Source organism: Streptococcus mitis SK1080 (assembly GCF_000220085.1).
Taxonomy (GTDB): domain Bacteria; phylum Bacillota; class Bacilli; order Lactobacillales; family Streptococcaceae; genus Streptococcus; species Streptococcus mitis_K.
The window spans coordinates 26,058-47,619 of the sequence record NZ_AFQV01000029.1; the positions used below are offsets into that span (position 1 = coordinate 26,058).

Annotated in this window: 28 protein-coding genes and 1 riboswitch; of the genes, 6 read left to right on the forward strand and 22 right to left on the reverse strand. The window is 37.8% G+C overall.

The window, feature by feature from the left end:
* Positions 1–56: 56 nt before the first annotated feature.
* The 15 genes from HMPREF9957_RS11605 to HMPREF9957_RS11665 all read right to left on the reverse strand — a co-directional run bounded on the left by HMPREF9957_RS11605 (position 57) and on the right by HMPREF9957_RS11665 (position 10,696).
* Positions 57–2,489, reverse strand: a complete 2,433-nt coding sequence (locus HMPREF9957_RS11605; protein ID WP_001109665.1) for an ATP-dependent Clp protease ATP-binding subunit — start codon at positions 2,487–2,489, stop codon at positions 57–59.
* Position 2,490: 1 nt separating this feature from the next.
* Positions 2,491–2,949, reverse strand: a complete 459-nt coding sequence (locus HMPREF9957_RS11610; RefSeq protein WP_001211280.1) for a CtsR family transcriptional regulator — start codon at positions 2,947–2,949, stop codon at positions 2,491–2,493.
* 1,009 nt (positions 2,950–3,958) lie between these two features.
* Positions 3,959–4,369 (reverse strand): DUF722 domain-containing protein, encoded by a 411-nt coding sequence (locus HMPREF9957_RS11615; protein WP_004242811.1) that lies wholly within the window; start codon positions 4,367–4,369, stop codon positions 3,959–3,961.
* A gap of 363 nt (positions 4,370–4,732) precedes the next feature.
* Positions 4,733–5,284: a hypothetical protein gene (locus HMPREF9957_RS11620; RefSeq protein ID WP_000354588.1), complete on the reverse strand. Its 552-nt coding sequence runs from the start codon at positions 5,282–5,284 to the stop codon at positions 4,733–4,735.
* Positions 5,285–5,294: 10 nt separating this feature from the next.
* A complete protein-coding gene (locus tag HMPREF9957_RS11625; protein ID WP_303659946.1) occupies positions 5,295–6,161 on the reverse strand; it encodes a phage major capsid protein in 867 nt (288 codons plus the stop codon).
* 69 nt (positions 6,162–6,230) lie between these two features.
* The gene (locus HMPREF9957_RS11630) at positions 6,231–6,425 is read right to left on the reverse strand and encodes a hypothetical protein (RefSeq protein WP_000215269.1); all 195 of its coding nucleotides are present in this window, start codon (positions 6,423–6,425) and stop codon (positions 6,231–6,233) included.
* A gap of 88 nt (positions 6,426–6,513) precedes the next feature.
* Positions 6,514–6,669: a hypothetical protein gene (locus HMPREF9957_RS13370; RefSeq protein WP_000344069.1), complete on the reverse strand. Its 156-nt coding sequence runs from the start codon at positions 6,667–6,669 to the stop codon at positions 6,514–6,516.
* A gap of 5 nt (positions 6,670–6,674) precedes the next feature.
* Positions 6,675–7,520: an ATP-binding protein gene (locus HMPREF9957_RS11635; protein ID WP_000662891.1), complete on the reverse strand. Its 846-nt coding sequence runs from the start codon at positions 7,518–7,520 to the stop codon at positions 6,675–6,677.
* A gap of 11 nt (positions 7,521–7,531) precedes the next feature.
* The gene (locus HMPREF9957_RS11640) at positions 7,532–8,392 is read right to left on the reverse strand and encodes a conserved phage C-terminal domain-containing protein (RefSeq protein ID WP_001140522.1); all 861 of its coding nucleotides are present in this window, start codon (positions 8,390–8,392) and stop codon (positions 7,532–7,534) included.
* A complete protein-coding gene (locus HMPREF9957_RS11645; protein WP_000492116.1) occupies positions 8,379–8,660 on the reverse strand; it encodes a hypothetical protein in 282 nt (93 codons plus the stop codon). The genes HMPREF9957_RS11640 and HMPREF9957_RS11645 overlap by 14 nt, the downstream gene beginning before the upstream one ends.
* A 2-nt stretch (positions 8,661–8,662) precedes the next feature.
* Entirely contained in the window at positions 8,663–8,869 is a 207-nt protein-coding gene (locus HMPREF9957_RS0102755; protein WP_001003823.1) for a hypothetical protein, read from the reverse strand.
* Position 8,870: 1 nt separating this feature from the next.
* Positions 8,871–9,071 carry a hypothetical protein gene (locus HMPREF9957_RS11650; protein ID WP_025170731.1) on the reverse strand — a complete coding sequence of 67 codons (201 nt, stop codon included), beginning with the start codon at positions 9,069–9,071 and terminating at the stop codon, positions 8,871–8,873.
* A 336-nt stretch (positions 9,072–9,407) separates the two neighbouring features.
* Complete coding sequence (locus HMPREF9957_RS11655) at positions 9,408–9,668, reverse strand: hypothetical protein (protein WP_000426656.1); 261 nt, start codon at positions 9,666–9,668, stop codon at positions 9,408–9,410.
* An 11-nt stretch (positions 9,669–9,679) separates the two neighbouring features.
* Positions 9,680–10,285 carry a Rha family transcriptional regulator gene (locus HMPREF9957_RS11660; RefSeq protein ID WP_000424685.1) on the reverse strand — a complete coding sequence of 202 codons (606 nt, stop codon included), beginning with the start codon at positions 10,283–10,285 and terminating at the stop codon, positions 9,680–9,682.
* A gap of 225 nt (positions 10,286–10,510) precedes the next feature.
* Complete coding sequence (locus HMPREF9957_RS11665; RefSeq protein WP_000909284.1) at positions 10,511–10,696, reverse strand: hypothetical protein; 186 nt, start codon at positions 10,694–10,696, stop codon at positions 10,511–10,513.
* A 141-nt stretch (positions 10,697–10,837) separates the two neighbouring features.
* Between HMPREF9957_RS11665 and HMPREF9957_RS11670 the strand changes: the two genes are divergently transcribed.
* The 6 genes from HMPREF9957_RS11670 to HMPREF9957_RS11695 all read left to right on the forward strand — a co-directional run bounded on the left by HMPREF9957_RS11670 (position 10,838) and on the right by HMPREF9957_RS11695 (position 15,522).
* Positions 10,838–11,398, forward strand: a complete 561-nt coding sequence (locus HMPREF9957_RS11670; RefSeq protein WP_000104074.1) for a helix-turn-helix domain-containing protein — start codon at positions 10,838–10,840, stop codon at positions 11,396–11,398.
* A 5-nt stretch (positions 11,399–11,403) separates the two neighbouring features.
* Positions 11,404–11,673, forward strand: coding sequence for a DUF4177 domain-containing protein (locus tag HMPREF9957_RS11675; protein WP_000505375.1), 270 nt, complete (start codon positions 11,404–11,406; stop codon positions 11,671–11,673).
* 43 nt (positions 11,674–11,716) lie between these two features.
* Positions 11,717–12,256, forward strand: a complete 540-nt coding sequence (locus tag HMPREF9957_RS11680) for a hypothetical protein (RefSeq protein ID WP_000735521.1) — start codon at positions 11,717–11,719, stop codon at positions 12,254–12,256.
* 138 nt (positions 12,257–12,394) lie between these two features.
* Positions 12,395–13,063, forward strand: coding sequence for a Fic family protein (locus HMPREF9957_RS11685; protein WP_000384213.1), 669 nt, complete (start codon positions 12,395–12,397; stop codon positions 13,061–13,063).
* 152 nt (positions 13,064–13,215) lie between these two features.
* Positions 13,216–14,184 carry an Abi family protein gene (locus HMPREF9957_RS11690; RefSeq protein WP_000802154.1) on the forward strand — a complete coding sequence of 323 codons (969 nt, stop codon included), beginning with the start codon at positions 13,216–13,218 and terminating at the stop codon, positions 14,182–14,184.
* A 171-nt stretch (positions 14,185–14,355) separates the two neighbouring features.
* A complete protein-coding gene (locus HMPREF9957_RS11695) occupies positions 14,356–15,522 on the forward strand; it encodes a tyrosine-type recombinase/integrase (RefSeq protein WP_000705444.1) in 1,167 nt (388 codons plus the stop codon).
* Between the two features lie 160 nt (positions 15,523–15,682).
* Here the strand turns inward: HMPREF9957_RS11695 and HMPREF9957_RS11700 are convergent, their stop codons facing one another.
* The 7 genes from HMPREF9957_RS11700 to dnaB all read right to left on the reverse strand — a co-directional run bounded on the left by HMPREF9957_RS11700 (position 15,683) and on the right by dnaB (position 21,543).
* A complete protein-coding gene (locus tag HMPREF9957_RS11700; protein ID WP_000136216.1) occupies positions 15,683–16,408 on the reverse strand; it encodes an ABC transporter ATP-binding protein in 726 nt (241 codons plus the stop codon).
* The gene (locus HMPREF9957_RS11705) at positions 16,408–17,415 is read right to left on the reverse strand and encodes an ABC transporter substrate-binding protein (protein WP_000754540.1); all 1,008 of its coding nucleotides are present in this window, start codon (positions 17,413–17,415) and stop codon (positions 16,408–16,410) included. Before HMPREF9957_RS11705 ends, HMPREF9957_RS11700 begins: the two co-directional genes overlap by 1 nt.
* Positions 17,416–17,451: 36 nt before the next feature.
* Complete coding sequence (locus HMPREF9957_RS11710) at positions 17,452–18,210, reverse strand: ABC transporter permease (protein ID WP_001245134.1); 759 nt, start codon at positions 18,208–18,210, stop codon at positions 17,452–17,454.
* Entirely contained in the window at positions 18,173–18,463 is a 291-nt protein-coding gene (locus tag HMPREF9957_RS11715) for a thiamine-binding protein (RefSeq protein ID WP_000647659.1), read from the reverse strand. The genes HMPREF9957_RS11710 and HMPREF9957_RS11715 overlap by 38 nt, the downstream gene beginning before the upstream one ends.
* A 68-nt stretch (positions 18,464–18,531) precedes the next feature.
* A riboswitch (TPP riboswitch) is annotated at positions 18,532–18,634 on the reverse strand.
* A gap of 82 nt (positions 18,635–18,716) precedes the next feature.
* Positions 18,717–19,835, reverse strand: a complete 1,119-nt coding sequence (cbpD, locus tag HMPREF9957_RS11720; RefSeq protein ID WP_000698589.1) for a choline binding-anchored murein hydrolase CbpD — start codon at positions 19,833–19,835, stop codon at positions 18,717–18,719.
* 87 nt (positions 19,836–19,922) lie between these two features.
* Positions 19,923–20,189 (reverse strand): Veg family protein, encoded by a 267-nt coding sequence (locus HMPREF9957_RS11725; protein WP_001278169.1) that lies wholly within the window; start codon positions 20,187–20,189, stop codon positions 19,923–19,925.
* A gap of 1 nt (position 20,190) precedes the next feature.
* Positions 20,191–21,543 (reverse strand): replicative DNA helicase, encoded by a 1,353-nt coding sequence (dnaB, locus tag HMPREF9957_RS11730; protein ID WP_000852483.1) that lies wholly within the window; start codon positions 21,541–21,543, stop codon positions 20,191–20,193.
* Between the last annotated feature and the right edge of the window lie 19 nt (positions 21,544–21,562).

The window sequence follows — 21,562 nt, forward strand, 5'->3', positions numbered from 1 at the left end:
TTTTTTATAAAAAAGTAGCAAAAAAGAGAATCAAGATTGCTCCTGATTCTCCATTTTTATACAATATCAAATTTTAACTGGCCTGCTTTGACACCAATCTTAAGTGTGCTGCCTGCCACTAATTCTCCCTTAAGAAGAAGTTCTGCCAACTTGTCTTCCACTTCTGTTTGCAGGGTTCTGCGAAGTGGACGAGCTCCCATCTCTGGGTCATATCCTTTATTTGCCAACAATTTCAGGGCTGAAGCTTGTAATTTCAAGTCAATACCTTTTTCAGCCAAACTTGCCACTAAAGGTTTAACCATAATTTTCACCACTTCCTGCATATGGTCGCTAGACAGGCTATGGAAGACCACCTTTTCATCAATACGGTTGATAAACTCCGGTCTATAAGCTTTTTTCAGCTCTTCGAACATGCGTTTTTCCATATTTTCCTGGTCAAAACGAATATCCTTGGCCCCAAAACCAACAGTCTTGTCATCACGAAGGGCTGTCGCACCAAGGTTTGACGTCATGATGATAATGGTATTTGAAAAGTCAACCTTGCGGCCCTTGCTATCGGTCAAGACACCATCATCCAAGACCTGTAAGAGAACATTAAAGATGTCTGGGTGAGCCTTTTCTACCTCGTCAAAGAGGAGAACAGAGTAGGGTTTGTTGCGAACCTTCTCGGTCAACTCCCCACCTTCTTCATAGCCCACATAGCCTGGAGGAGCTCCGTTGAGACGGCTGGCTGCAAATTTCTCCATATACTCACTCATATCAAAGCGGATAAGGGCTGATTCGTCATCAAAGAGAACTTCTGCCAGGGCCTTGGCTAATTCGGTCTTCCCAACACCTGTAGGCCCTAAGAACATAAAGGAGCCAATCGGGCGCTTGTGACTGCGAATCCCTGACTGGTTGCGGCGAATGGCACGGCTAATACTTGAAACAGCTTGATTTTGCCCGATAACACGTTTGTGGAGTTCAGCTTCCAGATTCAGGTATTTTTTAGCATCCGTTTGAGTCAGTTTTTGAACTGGAATACCTGACAAGCGACTCAAGGTAGTCAAAATATCAGACTCTGTCACCAAGTCTTTGTAGATAGGCACCTCCTCTTCTTTTGCAATTAGCTGGGCTGCCTGTTTCCACTTGCCATCCATCAAGGCCTTATCAGCTGGACTCAAGCCAAAATCGTCTGCTTTCACATGCTTAGCCTTATTTTGCACTGTTGCTGCCGCTTCATCCAAGAGGTCGATAGCAGAGTCTGGCAAGTGACGGCTAGTCAAGTAACGATGGGCCATCTTAACAGCTGTTTCAACCGCTTCATCTGTGATTTGTACACGGTGATGTTTCTCATAAGTCGCCTTCAAACCCTGTAAAATAGTCATGCTGTCTGCCACGCTTGGCTCTTCGATCGTCACTTTGGCGAATCGACGAGAAAGGGCGGCATCTTTTTCGATATGTTTTTGGTATTCTTCCTGAGTGGTCGCACCAACTGTTCGCAAAGTCCCACGAGCCAAGGCTGGCTTCAAGATATTAGCCGCATCCAATGTAGAATCAATCCCACTACCAGAACCCATGATAGTGTGAAGTTCATCGATAAAGAGGATGACTTGGCCATCTTCTTCAATATCCTTGATGATATTGTTCATGCGTTCTTCAAAGTCACCACGGAAGCGTGTCCCTGCAACGACATTCATCAAATCAAGCTCCAACACGCGCATCTTAGCCATTTCCACAGGTACATCCCCACTAGCAATACGCTGAGCGAGCCCAAGCGCCAAGGCTGTTTTCCCGACACCTGCATCCCCAACCAAGACAGGATTATTCTTTGTCTTCCGACTCAAGATTTGAATCATACGCGAGATTTCCTTATCCCGACCGATGACTGGTTCTAACTTGCCAGAACGCGCTTGCTCTGTCAAATCATGCGTATAGTCCTCGAGACCACCACTTGGAGTCTGGGGCATGCCCATCATATTAGCCATAGAATTTTGCTTGTCAGCTACTGTACGATGGCGTTGGCGTAGAGCCTTGAGGTCTTCACGAGTCCAGCCTGCACGTTCTTCTAGATTTCGACGAAGAGCAGCAATCTTAACCTGATCTTTCTTATCTTCATAAGAAAAACCTGCTCTCTCTAAGATACGAGTCGCCAAGGCATTGCCATCATGCAAAATCGCATAAAGGAGGTGCTCTGTCCCTAGCACCTTAGCATGGACCACTGACGCTACATACTCTGCTTCGTCAAAAAGGACCTGCAAACGATGGGAGAACGGCAATTCCGTAAAGGTTTCATCCTGGCTATAGTCCGTTTCAGTCAGTTCCAAAGCCACCTCTTCTAAACGGTCCATCTCATATGGATAATCATTTAAAGTTGCCCCTGCCACACTATAACTGTGATTAGACATGGCAATCAACAAGTGCCAAGACTCTAGGTAACGAGCTCCAAAATGGCCAGCAACCATGTAGGCACTTTCGATACATTCATTCAATGCTTTTGAATAGTTCATCTTACTTCCCTTTTCTATCTACCTCTTGTATGATCTGTCGTAGCATGTTTGCACGAACAACTGGAGCTTCTTCTACTAGAACACGATCCAAAGCTACTGATACTAGCAAATTCATCTCCTGCTTGGTCATCAATTCCTGCTCAACCAAAAGCTGCAGAATATCCTCATAAATTTCTTGACTGACCCGCTCACCAATTGAGTAAAGTAGCTCCCTGAGCATTTCATGATGACTAGAAAACTCAATCCGCCCTATACGAATGTAACCTCCGCCACCACGCTTACTTTCAACCAAGTAGCCTCTACTTTCCGTAAAGCGTGTCTTGATCACGTAGTTAATCTGACTAGGAACAACCTGAAAGGTATCTGCCAACTGACTACGTTGCAACTCCACGATACCAGATTGATCTAAAATCGCCTTGATGTAGGCCTCAATATGATCCGATGTATTTTTAAATCTCATTACAAACCCACCTCTCTCTTTAAACCTTGACTATCTTTGACTATACTATCATTTAAGACTCTATAAGTCAAATTTTTAAGGCTCAACCATTGGAAATACTGACTTTTTTTAAAAAACACTTTGGCATTAATTCGCCTTAGTTTTTCTTGAAAGTTCCTAAAAAAGTCCACAAAAAAAGCCCTAAAAAGGGCGTAATATTGATGAGTTCAGCAGGCAAGAAACTAGCACGGTCAAACGTGCTTTTTTATTACCTGGTAATATTATAGCATATCTTCCACAGCATAGCCATAAGACACAAAGAAAAACCCTCAGATAATTTTCTGAGGGATAAACAGTAATGATTACTTGTCATTATCGTCACTGTCTATAATAGTTATCACTATAATAATTACTAAAAGAGCAAGCACGTACAAAGTCAGCAATATTAAGACTAACGATGTTGGTACTCCTATGCTGACGAGAAATATCATAAAAAATATTCCAACTATTGAAATTACTTTTAAAAAATTATAGACCATTTTTAAAACCTCTTAGAATAAAATTCACGTATTAAATACGTCTAACGAAGCTACCTTTATTATTAATCTAGTCAAAACTCTACAATTTAATTGATTATATGCAATACGTTTCTTAATTAGTAATATGATTTATTCTAAGCAATATGTTTTATTCTAGGCAATATGTTTTGTTTTAAGCAATATGTTTTGTTTTAAGCAATATGTTTTATTATGAGTAGTTAAGAATTTTGTATTTATTAATAATAGCTTCATATGCATTATAAAACATTAAAAATTAGATGTCAATCTTTTTTATTTTCAGGGTTGCCAATTAAAATATATCCCTTGTAACAATTTATTTGAAGCTTTCTATAATTTTTCTTAAAAATAAGCCTTTCATCCTAAATCTATTAGTTTTTACCCCCTTTTTATTTGGAGGCCTCCGACTTGGAAAAAGTTCCCTTCACCGGTTCCCAAAGTATTCAAAAAATTTTTTTCAACGTGGGGGGGAGTCAATATCCTTTCAGTTCTATAAATCTTTTAGCGATTACTTTTCTTCGACTATTTATATAACGAGTAGTTTTATTTAGTTTCTCTGCCACGTCTTCCCAGGTCATACCAGCTTCTAAAAATCTCATTTTAAAAATGACTAGATCACTTTCAATTAAGTTTTCCATCAAGGTATCTACAACTAGTTTGAAGCCTTCTAAATATCTTAGTGTTTCGTCTTCTTCAATTCTAATGATGGTTGCTTCAGTAGGACTTGACACTTTCTTTCCTTTACCACCTGTATAATCTTCAGCACTATGTTTCTTATTATGTATCAGTTCCTGTCTTCTCAAATAAATTTTATTAGCAATCGTTCTATATCGCCCTAACTCAATATCTATCCCGTCTAGGTCTCTGTTACTCAGTTCATACATAGTCAAGTACCTCCACTTCAATTTTAAAATTTTCTTATCTTGCATTCTGTCAAACTGACAAAAGCTTAAAAGCCTTTCAACACTCCACTTACCAGGTATCATTGTTTTAAGTTGGACAACTCTTCAGTATGACAAGTTCAAGGGAAATTTCTTTAATTTATCCCCCCAGTTTCTCATATCTTACATTCTGTGAAACTCACCCCATTCTGTAACTTACTGATATACATAGCTTCCAAGCCTATACTCTGTTTTAGTTTATGCTTTCTTCATTTTGTGAAACTAATTTACTGAAATTAAAAACAAGGCCATTTTTGATATAGCTATCAATTTCTTGATATTCAAATCAGCCTTGTTTCTAATGAATTACTCTTTACCTAAATACTCTTTAATCTCACGATATTCCTTAGAAAAATTCATATGCCCACTGACATCAGGATTTAAGAACGGAAGGATACTTGTTGGATTTACTTCTGTCCGATATACTGCAAGAGAATGCTCCTGAGTTATTTCTCCAACTACGCCTTTATGTATTTCTTCTACATCTTTCTTTAGTGCTTGAATTTCATCGTAGGCATCTAAAATTATCCTAAGTTTCTTCTGGTAACGTTTATATATTTTCTTTTCTTCAGCTCTTCGCTTAGTCTCTTTAAAGATATATTCAAATATCGCTGCCTTTGCCTCCCAAAAATAAGTATCATATTCTTTCTCTAAAAGATTGATTGATTCACTCATTTTAGTAATTTGTTCTAAAGAAGTAGCATTATCCTCAAGAAAAGAATCAATATTATCAAATGAAATCTTCTTCTCTCCAGTAATTGTTTTTCTTTTTTCTTCCAACTTTGTTCTTGCTTTTGCAATCTTATCTTTTTTATCATCAAGATTTTCTAATGTTGATAATACTTCTCTAATATCCATCCCCTATCTCCTAATTCCATTTTATAAAGAAAGCGCAATCCGTTTCAATTTTCTTCACAACGAAACGAGTATAAAGCATTAAACTCATTCCATAAATAACGGATTCACTTACCCAACGTAAGCTATTTTTATTTCTTTCAAATAAAGTAGCGAAATTGTACAAATCCCCAACGAAAGCAACTTTATCGCCTTTTACTCCTAGTACTTCATCAGATACAACAATAACATCATCAACGTATAAGTTTTCTGAGTATTGTTCCTTCTTGTTAATTTTTAAAATATAATTTCCATCGCTAGATTTCTCTTTATCTAAAAACTTAAATAGTGACTGACTTAATACAAGAGTATTATGACGTTCGGGATTCAAATCGTTTATTGTATCTTTCAATTCGTCAAAATTAGAAACATTTTTTTCAGGTGCTTCTTTTAGAATTTTTCCAATTTCAATATTACGAGTTTTACGACAAAGACGGGTAATTTTGTTACTTAAGAAGTCTGATATATTATATTCTCCATCATCAACTTGTTCAGACGATAAGGAAATACGGCCTGAAAATGTCTTGTGTTCAAACTTGGTTCTAATCTGTTTTTTTCTAAGTTCTACACTTTTACTATCTCTAAACTCTTCTGATTCAAGTTCTGATAGATGTTCATCATCAAAACCTACAGTTTCATATGTCCCACCAGTACCCGTATACTCAATCACATTAACAAGATCCACTAATTCTTTTCCTTCTTCAGGAACGTCATAGATACTTGTTATATCTTGTGATAATATTAAACCTGTTTTTGATTTTTCATCATCAATACTCATTCCTCTACTTCTTACATACTTTTCTACCAAACTAAATTTTTTAGCCATTTTATACTCCTTTATCTCTTTATTGCTCCTCGTTGTTTATAATTTTTTCTAAAATTCTTAGCTCTTAGCTTTTCTTTTAGAACTCTACGAGCTTTTAAAATCATTTTTTCTAACTGTTGATTTTGTGTTTTCGTCAGCATATTTCTCTAGTATTTCGTGTTTCCCACTTTCTAAACTGCTATCTTCATTTTTACATTTTGAAAATATTTTCTGTCTTTTTTCTGGATCAATAGAAAACTTACTAGCTACCACATACCCTAATGAAGTATCTACCGTCATCTTCTTCACCTCCTTTCTTCTCAAGCAAAAAGGGCATACCACTAGCATCATATGCTTACGGTATGCCCCTGAGTTGTTCTCAATAGACTTATTTTTTAGTTTCTTTTTTGACTAGATGAGTAAATTTACCATCTGAGTAGACTAAAGTTATCTCTCCAAATCTTGGAACTTTTTCTATCTCTATTATACCACATTTTTCGTAGACAATAAAGCCTTTTTCTGTTGAAAATTTCATTTCATCCATATCTATTAACCTTTCTCTCCTCTCACTGTGTTAATCGTGTATCGCTTATCTTTGATTGTGAAAGCCTTAAAAGTGTTCCCTTCTAAACCTTTCAAAATTCTACTTGAGTTTCTAGCGTTGTAAACCATTCGCAATTCACTGCTATCTAGATTCGTGTTGAAAATCGTAGTTTCTCGATTATTGATAATATCAAACAAGAAATCCTGTTCCCAGTCACTCTTAGGAGTGATTGTTCCATTTTTTGCCCCAAGGTCATCGATGATTAGAAAATCAACATCGACTAGCTTTTTAACTGCCTCATACTCTGTTAAGTTTGCATTTCTTCCATAAGCCCACCCTTCTTTTATCTGCTTGATAATCTCGGTTAAGCTGACAAACAATACACTCTTAGGCTCGTTCTTCTCTCTGAAACTCTCATTGATTTCTTTGGCCAGGGCAAGCGATAAATGACTTTTTCCTATTCCTGTGCTACCGCTAATTAAAGTATTTCCCGTCATACCTGCAAGGTACTTCTGGGCTTGCCCTTTTACAAACTCTAACATCTGACCTTCCTCTGTAGTCTTAACAAAGAAATTATCAAATGTCGCTCCCTTTAACTCTTTAAGAATTGTACTATCACGCATTAATACATCATAAGTTTTAAAATATGTTTGTCTAGCATCAAACCTCTGTAATAGGTCTTCCTCTTTTTGTTTAATCTCCCCCTTCACACACTCCGGGCAAAATGGTTGTATTTTCCTTTCTGAACTCCCTACTACAGGTATAGAAATCTCCCAGTAATTTACCTGATGAATATCACAAACTTTATCTGATATTTTTTTGTTATTGAACTCTTTAAATTGTTCCTTCATCTTTGCAACTCCTAAAATGGTAGGTCTGGGAAGTTATCTTCAGACTTCCCTTTTATTGTTTTGGGCTTTTGATTCAAATAACCATCAAACTTAGACCCGAAAAGTGTTTCAGGTCTCAGATATTTAGAAAATTCAGGACTATCCTTCCATTCTGCCGTTTTAATATCTATCACCTGTTTAAAATCTTCAAGTGTATAGCCTTCTTTGAATCGTGCTAGTAAAAGCCTTTTTGTCTTATCAACAAACTTATACCTCTTATTAGCTACTTGATTCAGATAAATAATAGGAATCCAAAGTTCTTTATATTTTGTTTTCTCTAAATCTTTTATAGCTGTTTCTTCAAGCCAAGTAGGAAAAGTGAAGTCGGGATTTCCCGACAATATATTATCTAAATATAAATTATTACTCTTACTATTAACTCTATTCTCTTTCTCTATCTCTGTTGGACATGAGTTGGAAAAAGTCTCTTTACTTTGGACATTCTCCAATTTTGGTATATCTTGACTATTTCTTCTTTGGTCTCGCTTATATTTCGCCCAGTTTGTTTCACTCTCAACCATGGCTTTTGCTTGCGATAATGTAGCATGGCCATCATCATCGATCTGAATTAGTCCGCATTTTGTAAAATATGCAACTGTCATATTTATATCATCTTCAGAAACATCTAGTTTTAAAGCTAATTCCTGTACCAAACTATCAAAATATCCTTCATAGTACAAAATACAATCATCTTCTAAACTTTCCAACATAAGACGGATATAAATCACTGTCATAGTGTAGCCACCAGGCATATTTTTAAGTCGTTTAATAAAAAGATTATCAAAAAATTTCTTATCAACTTTTAACCAAAAATATATTTTAGTCTTTGCCATCATCTACCCCCAGGAACTTCAAAATATCCGTAACTTTGTAATAGACTTTTCTAGTATCTTCTAGTGGTGGTTGGTAGCGTCTTAGTCCTGCACCTTCCCACTTTTGCAAGGTTTTGTATTTTATATCTAACTCGTCCATAGCTTCTTGTGCTGATATTAAACCAGTTAGTCGTGGTTTAGGTCTTTCTCGGACTGCTAGATAGTTTTCTACTACTGTGCTTATTCTATTGGTTAAATCGTGTTCGCTTTCTTTACTCAAACTAAACATACTTAGTCCCCTTTACTAACCATTCCAAGCTGAATATATCGCCCATAATCAGGGTTTAAATCCTCGCTAGGTGTTTCTATCGTCTGTATACTCTCTCGCTCGATTTGGGCGCTTTTTTTGCGGTCTCGGCGGTTTAGATAAAGTAGTAGGCCAAGCAGTAGCAAAGTAAAGACAATAGACTGCGTATTGCTTAATTCTAATTCATTCATGTCATGCCCTCGCTTTGTAATTCTTGATATAATTTACTTGATAGCTTCGCTTCATCTTCAGAAAGTCGTACACCTCTTCAGAAGTTACTTTATCATCTAAAAAGTCAATGATGAACTGAAAGAGGTACGGATGTCTATCCTTGATTTTAGTCATTAGCTTGTCAAATTCTGATCGTGTCATGTTGTCTAGGTCTAGAGTCATATTTTTCTCCATTAGCCTTTCCTTGTCCTTTTTCTTGCCTGTTTTCTATATGGTATGCTTCACCACTCCAAACGCTGGGCGATTGCCCCAAGTTGGCGAACGCTTGTAGTGGTGTTTCGTGAGTAATTACCCATCTTTCAGCTAAACAAGGCCTTAGAATCACCCTGTCAGCGCTTGATTTCAAAACCTTTTCTAATTGCTTGCCTGCTCTTCGGTTTTTCTTTAGATATTTGATAGAATAGATATTTTTTGCTATAATCAGATCATAGAAAAAATTTCTATATCATTAATCTTGTCGCTTGCTCGCCTCGTCTAAAATTTGAGCAAGTGATTTTTTTATTTTCTTTTTGCATGACTACTACCTGACTGTGGTTTATAAAGCAAGTCTTTACTTTCGATAAGATCCAGAATCCAGCTGAACCCCTGCTCCACCGTTTCAAGAAATGCGCCAAGGTCTTCACTGTCCAAATCCTCGTAGTTCATACAAAGATATTCGGCTAGTTGTCTGTCTTTCTCAACTAGCTTTTTAAAATCCTTGGAATACTTAGGAATTTCTAACCCTTTGGCATTTATAACTGTCTTAAATTCATTTTCCATTTTCTATACTCCTATACTTTAAAAATTAATTCCTTAATTTCTGAATATCCCCTATTCAAGTTAATCATCGCTATTGCCATATCTTCCAAACGCTGATAGTTTGTCAGTTCATCACTGGTTAAACTGTCAATACCATTTCCACTTTCTCGCTCTTGCATGAGTTGAGACTTGTTTTTCCCTGTAGCTCCCTTTAGCAGTAAATTTGTAAGTGTACTATAGGCATGCTTGGGCGCTTTCTCCCATGATTTGATAGCTTCGGTTAAGGTCTTGCGCTTTGGCTTTTCCAGTTCTCTTTGAAGATAGCGTTTAGAAAGTTCATCACGCATTTCAAAGAATGCTTTGACTAGGTTCATTTTGAATTGCCGTACTGGTTCGGTATTCTTTAGATAAGTAATCAGCAATGTAGCCTGTTGTTCATTCAAACGATAGATTTTCATCGGTCGCCCTCGTCTATCTAATTTACGGATTTCAAATCCGATTATTCCGTAACTTTCAAAATCCTCTTGATGATTTCTTATTAAACTTTGTACTGTATCGTGCTTTACTTCAGCACATTCGGAGATGATTTCGCTCGTAGTATACGGCTCTTTCTTGCCGTCCATGTAAACCAGTTCCATTGGTTCACTCCTTTCTTCTTTTGTCAGTGCTTGCCACCTAAAACAGTACCAAGGTAAAGCATTAAAGTAGGGTAAAATCGGAGAATATGAACCCCTACAAACCCTTGATACTGCTATAGGTAGCAAGCAAATATTTAGCTAGATCCGTTTATCAATCTCCAGTGGTAAAGCACCACATGAGAAATCTATAAATGTAGAGTAGTATTACGATTGGTTCGCTCCTTTCTAATAATCTTCAGCAAGCCACTGCATGGCTTTTTGGTAAATGCTAGGCTTTACTTCGCCTCCGTCTCGGATTTTCCTGTAAGTAATTGGATTCACTCCAATTTCCTCGCTGGCTCTTTTAGCAGTCAAATTCTTGTCCGCTTGCTTTCGGCGAATTGCTTTTGCTTGTGTTGAGGTGATAAGCAATACAGTTCCCTCCTTTCTTATTTGTAAAGTTTATCTTTACTTAGACCAAGTATATAATGTTTTTCTTTACTTGTCAAGAGAAAATAAATAAAAACTTTACAAAAGTTTTTTTAGCGGTTATAATTTAACTGAGGTGATAAAATGTCAACAATAAAAAATAGGCTAAAGATTCTAAGAACCAAAGAGGGAATAACTCAAGATGAATTAGCTCAAATAATAAATAAAGAACTAAAAGAAAACGAAAAACCAATATCCAAAATGGTGATATCTAATTGGGAAAATAATAAACATACTATCAAACCAGATAAAGCCCAGCTACTCGCTAACCACTTTGGGGTAAGCGTTGGCCACTTATTGGGACATGAAGATGAACAAAATATTTTAAAAATAATCCAAAGTAACGAATTTAAAAAAATAGTCAATAACATAGATATTAAAAAAATAAATGAACTTGGTTCAGCGTATAAAAACGTTGAAGAACATATAAATAATCCTGTAAAGTATGACAATTTTGGAAAAGGATTGCTTAATCATAGCCCATTGTATATGTTTACAATTGAAGAACTAATAAATGCTGATAAAGAGAAAAATACAAATTTTGCAGATATTTTAATCAACTATATTTCTTTAAATGACTATGATAAAAAAATAGCTTTTGATTTAGTAAAAAAACTATCTGAAAGAGACGACAAAAAGGAGTAACTCACATGGGATTTTTTGACACTGTAAAACAAGAAGGAAGCTTTTCTACTGCATCTGGAGTAAATGGACTACACTACGTTGTCCTTCAGGTAACTTTGAAAGAAAAGTTTTTCGGCACTGGATCAGGAAACCTTACAGAATTAGAAGATGTTATCAATAAACAAGCTTCAAAAGGTTATCGCCTGCATACAATCACAACCGCCAATGGGGGAAGTAAAGGTTTAGGCGGTGGCGACCGTATTCAAGCCACAATGGTTTTTGAGAAGATTCTATAAAAATTCCCCATCTTTTAAAACATCAGCATATAGGAGACTACTTATGAAAAAATTACTAAGCACATCAGCTATTTTACTTTCTGCTACCGTTCTAGTAGCTTGCTCTAACAATCAATCAGCTACCAAAGATAGCTCGGAGCAACCAAAAACTGAGCAAAAAAACACTACTTCAACAAACGTTAAAACCAAAGTAGATAACAGTAAATACGACAATCTAATTTCTGAAATCAAATCAAAATTAGATCCTGAATCAACTGGCGCAATAAGCGTAAAAATTCAAAATAACGTAATCGATTCAGATTCATCCGAACCGCATGATACAATCATAATTTTGCTAACTGGAACGGCTAAAGATAGCGCAAAAGAGACTATGGACGCAATCAATTCAAATTCTGCTACAACTAATCAGCAAAATGCAATTACCGTATTTCGGATGTCTATATCTGAGTTTGCTAAAAAATTACCAGACGACAATACTACTCTTTCCCTTGGATATGAAAAATCCGCTGATCAATACGACTTAATCGCAAAATCTTCAAAACAAAAAGATTTTATCCCTGTTGGCGAAATCATTGTAAATTAAAAACTCCCCCATATCCGCCAATAGCAACCATCTTTTCATGGTCTATTGTGCAAAAACAGGGGAAATTGAAAAATAGAAAGCCGATTTTACAGACTAAAGCGCAAAAAACGGCAAAATTGACAAATAGAAAGGAGAATCATGGACTACGCTCAAGACTATCTGGACGATATACTGGTACGCATGGCCTACCATTCTAGCGGTATCGAAGGAAACACTATTTCTCTACCCGAAACCGTCAGTATTATCTTAGAAAGCACCTTGCCACGCAATGGCAAAAGTATTCGTGAGTTTTATGAGATTGAAAACCATAAACAGGCCTTTTCTTATCTCTTAGACTCATTGGCAAACCATCAAGCCCTTACTGTGGGGCTGGTTCAAGATTTTCACGCCTTATTAGTGGATAGACTGCAACATGATCGCGGACAATTTAAGCAAGTTCAAAATGCTATTATCGGGGCGGAATTTCAAACGGCTAGCCCAGCAGAAACGCCCTACCTGATGATGCAATGGGCGGATAATACTGCTTATCGCTTAGATCATGCTCAGAATGAAAAAGAAATCTTAGAGATTTTAGCAGATACCCATATCCAGATTGAACGGATTCACCCATTTAGCGACGGCAACGGCCGTACAGGGCGCCTTTTACTCATGTACCTAGCTATGAAGTATCTAAACGCTCCTATCATCGTCTCAAAAGACTCAAGGGCGCATTATATGGAACTCCTCGCGAATCAAGACGTAACTGGACTAGCTGACCTCTTCAAAGAATCACTAGACTACGAAACAACACGGAAGGGACAGTTTTAGGACGAAAAAAAGCAAACTTATTCGCTAATTTGTTGACATATGGCTCCAAATGGATTATAATTTATTTAATCTTAATGAATGGTTGCAGTAGCGACCTACCGAAAGGAGCTTCTAACGAGGCTCCTTTTGTGCATTATTTTGAGGTACAATCAATGAAACCTTTTACAGACATCAATGAACAAATTGAACTACTAAAATCAAGAAATCTAACATTTCTAAATGAAAGCTTAGCAAGACAAGCTCTAACTAATTATGGATACTATGAAATAGTCAACGGGTATAAGTATTTCACTATTGAATTAGACTCGGAAGAGGAAATCTATAAAGATGGTGAAACGTTTGAACATATGCTCGCCCTCTATGAACTTGATAAAGATATCCGAAAAGGAATTTTAGAGGCGACTATGGAGATTGAATTGTCACTACGGACAGCAATCGGTTACGTTGTCGCAAAAGATATCGGAGTTGAAAAAGAGAATTACCTGGATAGAAAAAATTATAATCAAGGGAAGAAGAATAAAAGAGGTTATGAGATTGATCAGCTCATTCTTAAATTAAATAAAATTTACGATGATAACTCTGAACCTTATAAACACTACAGAGAAACTCACGGACACATTCCGCCATGGATTCTTTTAAAAGGTACTACTCTAGGAAACCTGGTAACAATGTGTAAGTTGCTAAAACCTGCTCAAAAAGAGCAAGTCATTGCAACCTGCCTAACAATTCCTAAAGAATTTATAACCGAGGAAGTAAAAGCAACCTTTTCAGAAATTCTATACCTAGTTTTGGCATTTAGAAACCGTGCCGCCCATAGTGGGAGACTGTTTAATTATCATTCTGAGAAATATTCAATCAGCTATAGGGAATTTTTCCACAAACGAATGGATATATCTGAAGCTGGCTATAGAAGAGGTGCTGGAAAAAACGATTTATACACCCTTTTCAACTCTCTTACATGGTTTAAGAATGAGGATGCAACATTTCATGCCGAATTTGCTTTATTCTATTCTCTCAAGGAACATCTTAAAAAGTTCCCTGATGACGATGTTATGTTTACGATAGAATCAGGTATGCCATTAGAGTATATAAATGACAAAATAGCTGAGTATTCTGAATAGAACCATCTACCAAATAGATATAAGCCCCATATCCGCCTTGTTTCATACTCTGGTATTATTTGCCGTCTGACTGCTTAAAATCGAAAATAAAGGGGTTCTCGTAGCTCCTCGCATGGTCTAAACTCAAAACCTTTTCTAATTGCTTGCCTGCTGATGGAAAAGGAGTAAACCATGAAGATTACACAACACACGAAAAAAGACGGATCAGCAGTCTACCGCTCCAGTATCTATCTTGGCATTGATTCTGTGACTGGTAAGAAGGTCAAGACTACCATATCAGCACGAACAAAGAAAGAACTCAAAAACAAGGCCACCCAGGTTAAGGTAGAATTTGAGAAAAACGGCTCGACACGGAAACAACGCTCACATATAACAACCTATAGCGAACTTGTGGACTTATTTTGGCAAACCTACCAGTATACCGTAAAGACTAATACGCAGATTAAGATAAAAGGTTGCTTAAATAACTACCTCTTGCCCTCATTTGGTACTTACAAACTAGATAAACTTACACCTGTCATTATCCAAACTCAGGTAAATAAATGGGCGGATGAGTACAATCAGGACGGAACGGGGTATAAAGAATACAATCATCTTCATGCCTTAAATAAACGTATTCTACAGTATGGAGTTTCTATCCAGGCATTAGACAATAACCCTGCTCGTGATGTTGTCATTCCCAGAAAGATAACCAGAGATAAACAAGAAATTAAATACTTTCAAGATCAGGAACTTAAAAACTTCCTCTCTTATCTCGATAGCCTAGAAAATACCTTTATCAATTTTTATGATACCGTGCTTTATAAGACACTCCTAGCTACTGGACTGCGCATCCGTGAATGTCTGGCCCTGGAATGGTCTGATATTGACCTGCAGAACGGAACGATCGATATTAACAAAACACTCAACATTTTAAACCAGGTAAACACTCCTAAGACAAAATCAAGCTATAGAGTTTTAGATATTGATCATAAAACAGTGCTCATGCTTCGTCTCTACCGAGCAAGACAAGCAGAAAACGGTAGAAACATTGGCTTAACCTATGAGAAAGTATTCTCTGATAGCTTTGACAACTATGTCAATACTCGAAAAGTTGATTACCGCCTACATAAGCACTTAAAAAACGCTAACTGTACTGATTTAGGCTTTCATGCTTTCCGACACACTCACGCTAGTATCTTGCTTAATGCCGGTCTACCCTACAAGGAAATACAGACACGGCTTGGCCATGCAAAAATATCTGTAACTATGGACACTTACAGCCATTTATCAAAAGAGAACCAAAAAAGAGCAGTCTCATTCTTTGAAACTGCCCTCGAAAAAATAAAAAGTTCTTAAAAAAGTCCACAAAATCAAAAAAGCGATACATAAAACCCTTATGTATCAACGATTATAGAATGATTTCGGTATAATTGACTATTATACCGAAATTTTCTCATTTTTAAAAGAAAAAGGGCGCTAGTAAAGGATAATCTTCACCAACTCCCTATTTTTCTACTTATTCTAAGCCTAATTCTGCTAAGATTTGACGTTTGTAGGTAATCTTTTGGACTTCCTTGTCCTCATCTTCAGACCAATCTAGATCAACTTCTGAAACAATCTGCCCAGGGCGATTTTTCAAGATATAGATGCGGTCGCTGAGATTAAGGGCCTCCTCTATACTATGAGTAATAATCAATGTTGTCAGCTGCAACTGTTTGTGAATCTCAAGGTACCAAGCGTGGAGTTCCATCTTGGTCATCTCATCCAAGGCGCTAAAGGCCTCATCTAAGAGAAAGAGCTTGTGCCCGAAAAGGTAAGTTCGAAGCAAGGCCACACGCTGACGCATCCCTCCGCTAAGTTCATGGGGATACTTGTCTCGTACAGCTGTCAACTGGAAGGTCGCAAGAATTTCATCCGCGCGGGCAATGGCTTCCGCCTTATCCACCTTTTGAATCAAGAGGGGCAAAATGATATTACCAAGCACCGTCTTGTGTTCCAAGAGCAGATCCTTTTGCAACATATAACTCACGCGCCCCTTGGGATTTTCTTCACCATCAAGGACAATCCTCCCTGACTGAACTTCTAAAATCCCAGCGATTAGATTAAAGAGGGTGGTCTTTCCAACACCACTTGGGCCTAGGATGGAAACCACTTCACCTGAAGTGACTTTCAGATTGATGTCCTCTAAAATCCTCTCCTGACCATAGGCATAACTGACGTGTTCTAGTCTAATTTCTGTCATTATTTCACAAATTCGTTAGTGAAGCCTTTGTCTGTCAAGTCTTCTTTAAGGATACCATTTTCTTTATCCCATTTGTAGAAGGCATTCCAGCGAGCCGCATCAAATTGTCCCCATTTTTCCTTGTCGCTTGCGTATTCTTTTGACAAATATTTTTGAGATTCGATAACAAAGTCACGTTTTTCCTTGAGTTCAGGTGCATTCTTGATGAGGATATCTGCCGCTTCCTCTGGATGCTCCATAGCATATTGGTAACCTTTTTTGATAGCTTGGATAACTTTGCGAGCTTCTTCTTTGTTGTCTTTAAGGTAGTCGTTGTTTGCGATGATAACTGGTGAGTAGTAGTCAAATTCTTTAACGTAGTCTTTCAAATACATGAAGTTAGCCTCTACACCTTGAGATTTAGCAAGGATACCATCCCATCCATAGTAGATCCAAGCAGTGTCAAAGACGCCATTGGCAATCGGTGTGATTGAGTTTGAGTCGTTGTTTGGTACTTTTTCTACCTTCTCAAAGTCCCCACCTTGTGATTCTACCAAAGTTTTCAACATAGCAAGTTCAGTTGGGTCATTCCATGTCCCGTATTTCTTACCAACCAAGTCTTTTGGACTGCTTACATTGTCAGATTTACGAGAGATGATTCCTGATGTATTGTGCTCTACGATAGCTGCAACGGCAGTGATTCCTGCTCCTTTTTCCAATTTTTTAGCCATGTAGTCTTGGAAATACACTGCAAATGGTGCCTTACCATTGATAACCAAGTCAGATGAGCTTTCTTCTGGTGGCAATTTCAAATCAACATCGACTCCAGCTTCTTTGAAATAACCTTTTTCCTTGGCAACATAAAGCCCTGTGTGGTTGGTATTTGGTGTCCAGTCTAGGATAAAGTCAATCTTCTTAAGTTCTGCTTCCTTATTATCCTTAGAAGCAGTTCCTTGGCCACAGGCCACAAGCACAACAGCTACAAGAGCTGTTACAAGCGTTAAAAACACTTTCCATGTTTTTTTCATTTTGATTTCCTCTTTTCTTTTTGAAACATTCTAATTCTACGAACGTTTCCATTTAATAACATATTTTTCACTGATATCGACCAACTTCATACCCAGAAGACTGATAATCGATACCAGAATAATAATCGCGAACATGGTATCATACTGAAACAGTTTCTTGGACTGAATCATGTAGACACCTAGTCCTTCAAAGCCTCCCAACCACTCAGATACCACTGTTGTGATAAAGGCGTAGGAGACACTGACTCTCAGACCTGCATAAAAGTAAGGCAGACTGACTGGGATTTTAAAATGCCACAGGATTTGCCAAGGCTTGGCCCGCATCAAACTAAACAAGGTCAGCATATCCTTGTCACAATGCCTAAAACCGTCCAAAATACTGACGATGATAGGAAAAGTTGTCGTCAAAATAATCAAGACAATCTTGGGCAGAATCCCATAACCTAGCCACAAGACCAAGATAGGAGCTATGGCAATGGTCGGAATGGTCTGAACAACCACCATCATAGGGTAAATCAGGTCATTGAGCCAAGTTAAACTATCCATAAGTACAGCCATGAGACAGGCAATCAAGACTCCCAAAATCAGTCCCAATAAAGCCACTCTCAAGGTCGCCCAGCTATGGTGCCAGAGAAATTCTCTGTCACGAACAAAGGACTGGAGAATTTCAAGAGGTGTCGGCAGGATAAACTTGGGGAGAAGTTTAAGAAAACCTGCTAACTGCCAGATTGACAAGACTCCCAGAAAGCCCAATAGACTAATGTGTCGTCTCAGTATACTTTTCAAGTTTCTCATCAATACTTAAAATCTCTCCTACATTTATTTTGACATTGGCAAAGACATTATCTGCCTCCTGCCCTGCCACTTCCAGCGCTTCTTTGAGAATACGCATGAGCTCATCAAACTCCCCTTCCAAGACCGTTTCAAATGGTGTCACCACCATGGTCACTTCTTGAGCTTGCAGATAAGCAATGACCTGATCGATAACAGCTATCCGATCAATCCCCTGCGCTAGGGGTAAAACTTGCAAGGCAATGCTTGCTTTCATAAAAACCTCCTCTTCTCGTTTTCCTTTGACAAAAAGAAAAACCTTTGCCATATATGGAAAAGGTCAAGAATAGACTAAGTATCGTTCCCTACGCTGGCATTACCCAGATCAGGTGCGGTCGAAGTTTAACACTTCCTCTCAGACTGTACACAGACTCCCATATATTATATAGATATATGATAGCGCAAAATAAGAAAAATGTCAAGGAAACTGCTTACAGAAAAGAGCAGGAAAAATTTCCTACTCCAATTTTCTATACTCGTTCTCCATCACTGTTTACTCTGTAGCCATCCACCGTCGTATTAACAGCTAAGACACCTGAAGAGTAAGAATAATACCACTTACCAGAAACTTGATACCAGCCTGTTTTCATTGCCCCTGAACTATCCAGATAATACCACGAGCCATTTTCCTTTAACCAGCCTGTCTGCATTTCACCAGATGATTTCAAATAATACCAGCTGGAACCATCTTTCAGCCATCCCGTTGATTTAGACCCATTTGATTTGAAATGATACCAACTACCATTTATTTTCTTCCAACCGACAGTTGAACTACTATTGGATCCATAGCTAGAGATGTTTCCTGATTGGTACTGATAATTCTGTGAAGAAGCCACTCCTTCTAGCTGAATATAACGACGACTTCCGTTATAAGCTGTATAACTCAACCACTTGTATCCATCTTTTTCAAGAATTTGATCATAATGAACCTTCTCCCCAGGATAATAGTAATCAATCGCAGTTGCGCTAGCTAATGGCTGATTTTTAATAGCAGACTTGCTCTTAAAATAATGTGTTCCTCCTATTGAAACTGAGGTTTGACTATTCCCAACACTGCCACCAGCCAAATCTTTAAAATGAATAAAACCAGTCATGGTATTTGCTTTTATAATTCGTTTATTATAGGCTTCTGTATAACCATAGTTATATTCCTCGATCTCAATCTGATCTCCCATTACATTTGACACCCAGGCAACATGCCCATAAGTTCCTGCAGTAGACCAAGCAATAGAGCCAATCGCTGGTCTATTATCGACACGATAACCTTCACGACGAGCACGATAGCCCCATTCATTCGCATTTCCATAAGCCCTTGGAATCTCAAAACCATTGACATTACTCAAACGAAAGGCTGCAAAAGAAGTACACTGACGAGAATACATGCGCCACTGATCAATCTCCTGGCTCCCATTTTTATAATAAACAGGATAATCATCTCCACGCGCAATCGATCCATTTCCTCCAGAATAGGCATATACACTATCACTCGCTGCTAGCATCAATCCTACTACTAAAAAAGGAACAACCTTTTTAGCTGATTTTCTGAAAGAAAACCTTGTCTCTGTTACTTTAAACGGTAAAATTTTCATTCTTCCTCCTTGAAAATAATATAAATCGAAGATTACCTTCACTTAAACTATTCGGAGAAAAAAGAAAAAGTGAGAAAATTTCTCACTTTAGTCCAGATAATGAATCAAATTCTTTTCAGTAAGGATATCTGAGTAAGTAAAGGATTCAACGTAAACATTAGCTTGTTTATCTCCTTCAACGTTCCCAAATTCAACGATAAATAGGGATGGATAAACCTCAATTAGCTTACCCAATCTATTTTTTTGGCGCTTACGACCATTCTCCAAAGTCATTTCTACGACTTGTCCCTCATGTGCCTTGATTTCTTCTTTGATTTTTTTCATCTTGGCTACATCTGTAAATGCATCTGACATCTTATGCCTCCCTCTTTGAGATACTTGAAAATTTATTGTATTCTTTTTGGAAAATCAATTCCACCGTTCCACGAGCTCCACTACGGTTTTTCTCGATAATAACTTCTACCTTATTATTTGGTATGCCGTCCTCTTCTTCACCACCACGCTCATAGTAATCGTCACGATAGAGAAAAGCTACGATATCAGCATCCTGCTCGATAGATCCCGATTCACGAATATCAGATAAGACCGGTCTCTTATCCTGACGTTGTTCTACCCCACGAGAAAGCTGACTAAGAGCGATTACTGGTACCTTCAGTTCTTTTGCTAGGATTTTCAACTGACGTGAAATTTCTGAAACCTCTTGCTGACGATTTTCTCGACCAGTTCCCGTGATAAGTTGCAAATAGTCTATCAAAATCAAACCAAGATTTCCAGTTTCTTGAGCTAATTTACGTGAACGAGAACGAATCTCTGTAATCCGAATTCCTGGCGTATCATCGATATAAATACTCGCGTTGGCTAGATTCCCTTGAGCAATGGTATACTTTTGCCATTCCTCATCGGTCAATTGCCCCGTACGGATAGAATGGGATTCCACCAAACCTTCTGCCGCCAACATACGATCCACTAGACTTTCCGCACCCATTTCCAGTGAAAAAATAGCAACCGTTTTGTCCAACTTAGTCCCAATATTCTGAGCAATATTCAAGGCAAAGGCTGTCTTACCAACCGCTGGACGGGCTGCTAGGATAATCAACTCCTCCTCATGAAGTCCAGTCGTCATATGATCCAAGTCACGATAGCCTGTCGCAATACCTGTAATATCGGTCGTTTGTTGCGAGCGAGCTTCCAGATTTCCAAAGTTGATATTCAACACATCTCGAATGTTCTTAAATCCACTTCGATTAGCATTTTCACTGACATCAATCAAGCCTTTTTCTGCCTGAGCAATGATTTCATCAGCTGGTTGCGAAGCCTCGTAAGCTTGATTGACAGACTCTGTCAACTTGGAGATTAATCGCCGTAGCATTGCTTTTTCTGCAACAATCTTAGCATAGTACTCCGCATTAGCAGAAGTTGGCACAGAATTGACAATCTCAACCAAGTAAGACAAGCCACCAATATTCTGTAAATCACCTTGATTATCAAGAATGGTACGAACCGTTATTGCATCTATAGCATCGCCACGATCGGATAAATCAACCATAGCTTGGAAAATCAAACGATGGGCATACTTAAAAAAGTCCCGAGACTCAATATATTCTCGCACAAAAACAAGTTTACTCTCATCAATAAAGATAGCCCCCAAAACGGATTGCTCAGCTAAGATATCTTGAGGTTGTACTCGTAACTCTTCTACTTCTGCCATCAGACTTCCCTTCCTTTTA

What these genes read in the sequence shown, in the direction of transcription:
- HMPREF9957_RS11605 (WP_001109665.1), bottom strand. Translation starts at nt 2,489, where the DNA reads ATGAACTATTCAAAAGCATTGAATGAATGTATCGAAAGTGCCTACATG.
- HMPREF9957_RS11610 (WP_001211280.1), bottom strand. Translation starts at nt 2,949, where the DNA reads ATGAGATTTAAAAATACATCGGATCATATTGAGGCCTACATCAAGGCG.
- HMPREF9957_RS11615 (WP_004242811.1), bottom strand. Translation starts at nt 4,369, where the DNA reads ATGTATGAACTGAGTAACAGAGACCTAGACGGGATAGATATTGAGTTA.
- HMPREF9957_RS11620 (WP_000354588.1), bottom strand. Translation starts at nt 5,284, where the DNA reads ATGGATATTAGAGAAGTATTATCAACATTAGAAAATCTTGATGATAAA.
- HMPREF9957_RS11630 (WP_000215269.1), bottom strand. Translation starts at nt 6,425, where the DNA reads ATGACGGTAGATACTTCATTAGGGTATGTGGTAGCTAGTAAGTTTTCT.
- HMPREF9957_RS13370 (WP_000344069.1), bottom strand. Translation starts at nt 6,669, where the DNA reads ATGGATGAAATGAAATTTTCAACAGAAAAAGGCTTTATTGTCTACGAA.
- HMPREF9957_RS11635 (WP_000662891.1), bottom strand. Translation starts at nt 7,520, where the DNA reads ATGAAGGAACAATTTAAAGAGTTCAATAACAAAAAAATATCAGATAAA.
- HMPREF9957_RS11640 (WP_001140522.1), bottom strand. Translation starts at nt 8,392, where the DNA reads ATGGCAAAGACTAAAATATATTTTTGGTTAAAAGTTGATAAGAAATTT.
- HMPREF9957_RS11645 (WP_000492116.1), bottom strand. Translation starts at nt 8,660, where the DNA reads ATGTTTAGTTTGAGTAAAGAAAGCGAACACGATTTAACCAATAGAATA.
- HMPREF9957_RS0102755 (WP_001003823.1), bottom strand. Translation starts at nt 8,869, where the DNA reads ATGAATGAATTAGAATTAAGCAATACGCAGTCTATTGTCTTTACTTTG.
- HMPREF9957_RS11650 (WP_025170731.1), bottom strand. Translation starts at nt 9,071, where the DNA reads ATGACTCTAGACCTAGACAACATGACACGATCAGAATTTGACAAGCTA.
- HMPREF9957_RS11655 (WP_000426656.1), bottom strand. Translation starts at nt 9,668, where the DNA reads ATGGAAAATGAATTTAAGACAGTTATAAATGCCAAAGGGTTAGAAATT.
- HMPREF9957_RS11660 (WP_000424685.1), bottom strand. Translation starts at nt 10,285, where the DNA reads ATGGAACTGGTTTACATGGACGGCAAGAAAGAGCCGTATACTACGAGC.
- HMPREF9957_RS11670 (WP_000104074.1), top strand. Translation starts at nt 10,838, where the DNA reads ATGTCAACAATAAAAAATAGGCTAAAGATTCTAAGAACCAAAGAGGGA.
- HMPREF9957_RS11675 (WP_000505375.1), top strand. Translation starts at nt 11,404, where the DNA reads ATGGGATTTTTTGACACTGTAAAACAAGAAGGAAGCTTTTCTACTGCA.
- HMPREF9957_RS11680 (WP_000735521.1), top strand. Translation starts at nt 11,717, where the DNA reads ATGAAAAAATTACTAAGCACATCAGCTATTTTACTTTCTGCTACCGTT.
- HMPREF9957_RS11685 (WP_000384213.1), top strand. Translation starts at nt 12,395, where the DNA reads ATGGACTACGCTCAAGACTATCTGGACGATATACTGGTACGCATGGCC.
- HMPREF9957_RS11690 (WP_000802154.1), top strand. Translation starts at nt 13,216, where the DNA reads ATGAAACCTTTTACAGACATCAATGAACAAATTGAACTACTAAAATCA.
- HMPREF9957_RS11695 (WP_000705444.1), top strand. Translation starts at nt 14,356, where the DNA reads ATGAAGATTACACAACACACGAAAAAAGACGGATCAGCAGTCTACCGC.
- HMPREF9957_RS11700 (WP_000136216.1), bottom strand. Translation starts at nt 16,408, where the DNA reads ATGACAGAAATTAGACTAGAACACGTCAGTTATGCCTATGGTCAGGAG.
- HMPREF9957_RS11705 (WP_000754540.1), bottom strand. Translation starts at nt 17,415, where the DNA reads ATGAAAAAAACATGGAAAGTGTTTTTAACGCTTGTAACAGCTCTTGTA.
- HMPREF9957_RS11710 (WP_001245134.1), bottom strand. Translation starts at nt 18,210, where the DNA reads ATGAGAAACTTGAAAAGTATACTGAGACGACACATTAGTCTATTGGGC.
- HMPREF9957_RS11715 (WP_000647659.1), bottom strand. Translation starts at nt 18,463, where the DNA reads ATGAAAGCAAGCATTGCCTTGCAAGTTTTACCCCTAGCGCAGGGGATT.
- cbpD (WP_000698589.1), bottom strand. Translation starts at nt 19,835, where the DNA reads ATGAAAATTTTACCGTTTAAAGTAACAGAGACAAGGTTTTCTTTCAGA.
- HMPREF9957_RS11725 (WP_001278169.1), bottom strand. Translation starts at nt 20,189, where the DNA reads ATGTCAGATGCATTTACAGATGTAGCCAAGATGAAAAAAATCAAAGAA.
- dnaB (WP_000852483.1), bottom strand. Translation starts at nt 21,543, where the DNA reads ATGGCAGAAGTAGAAGAGTTACGAGTACAACCTCAAGATATCTTAGCT.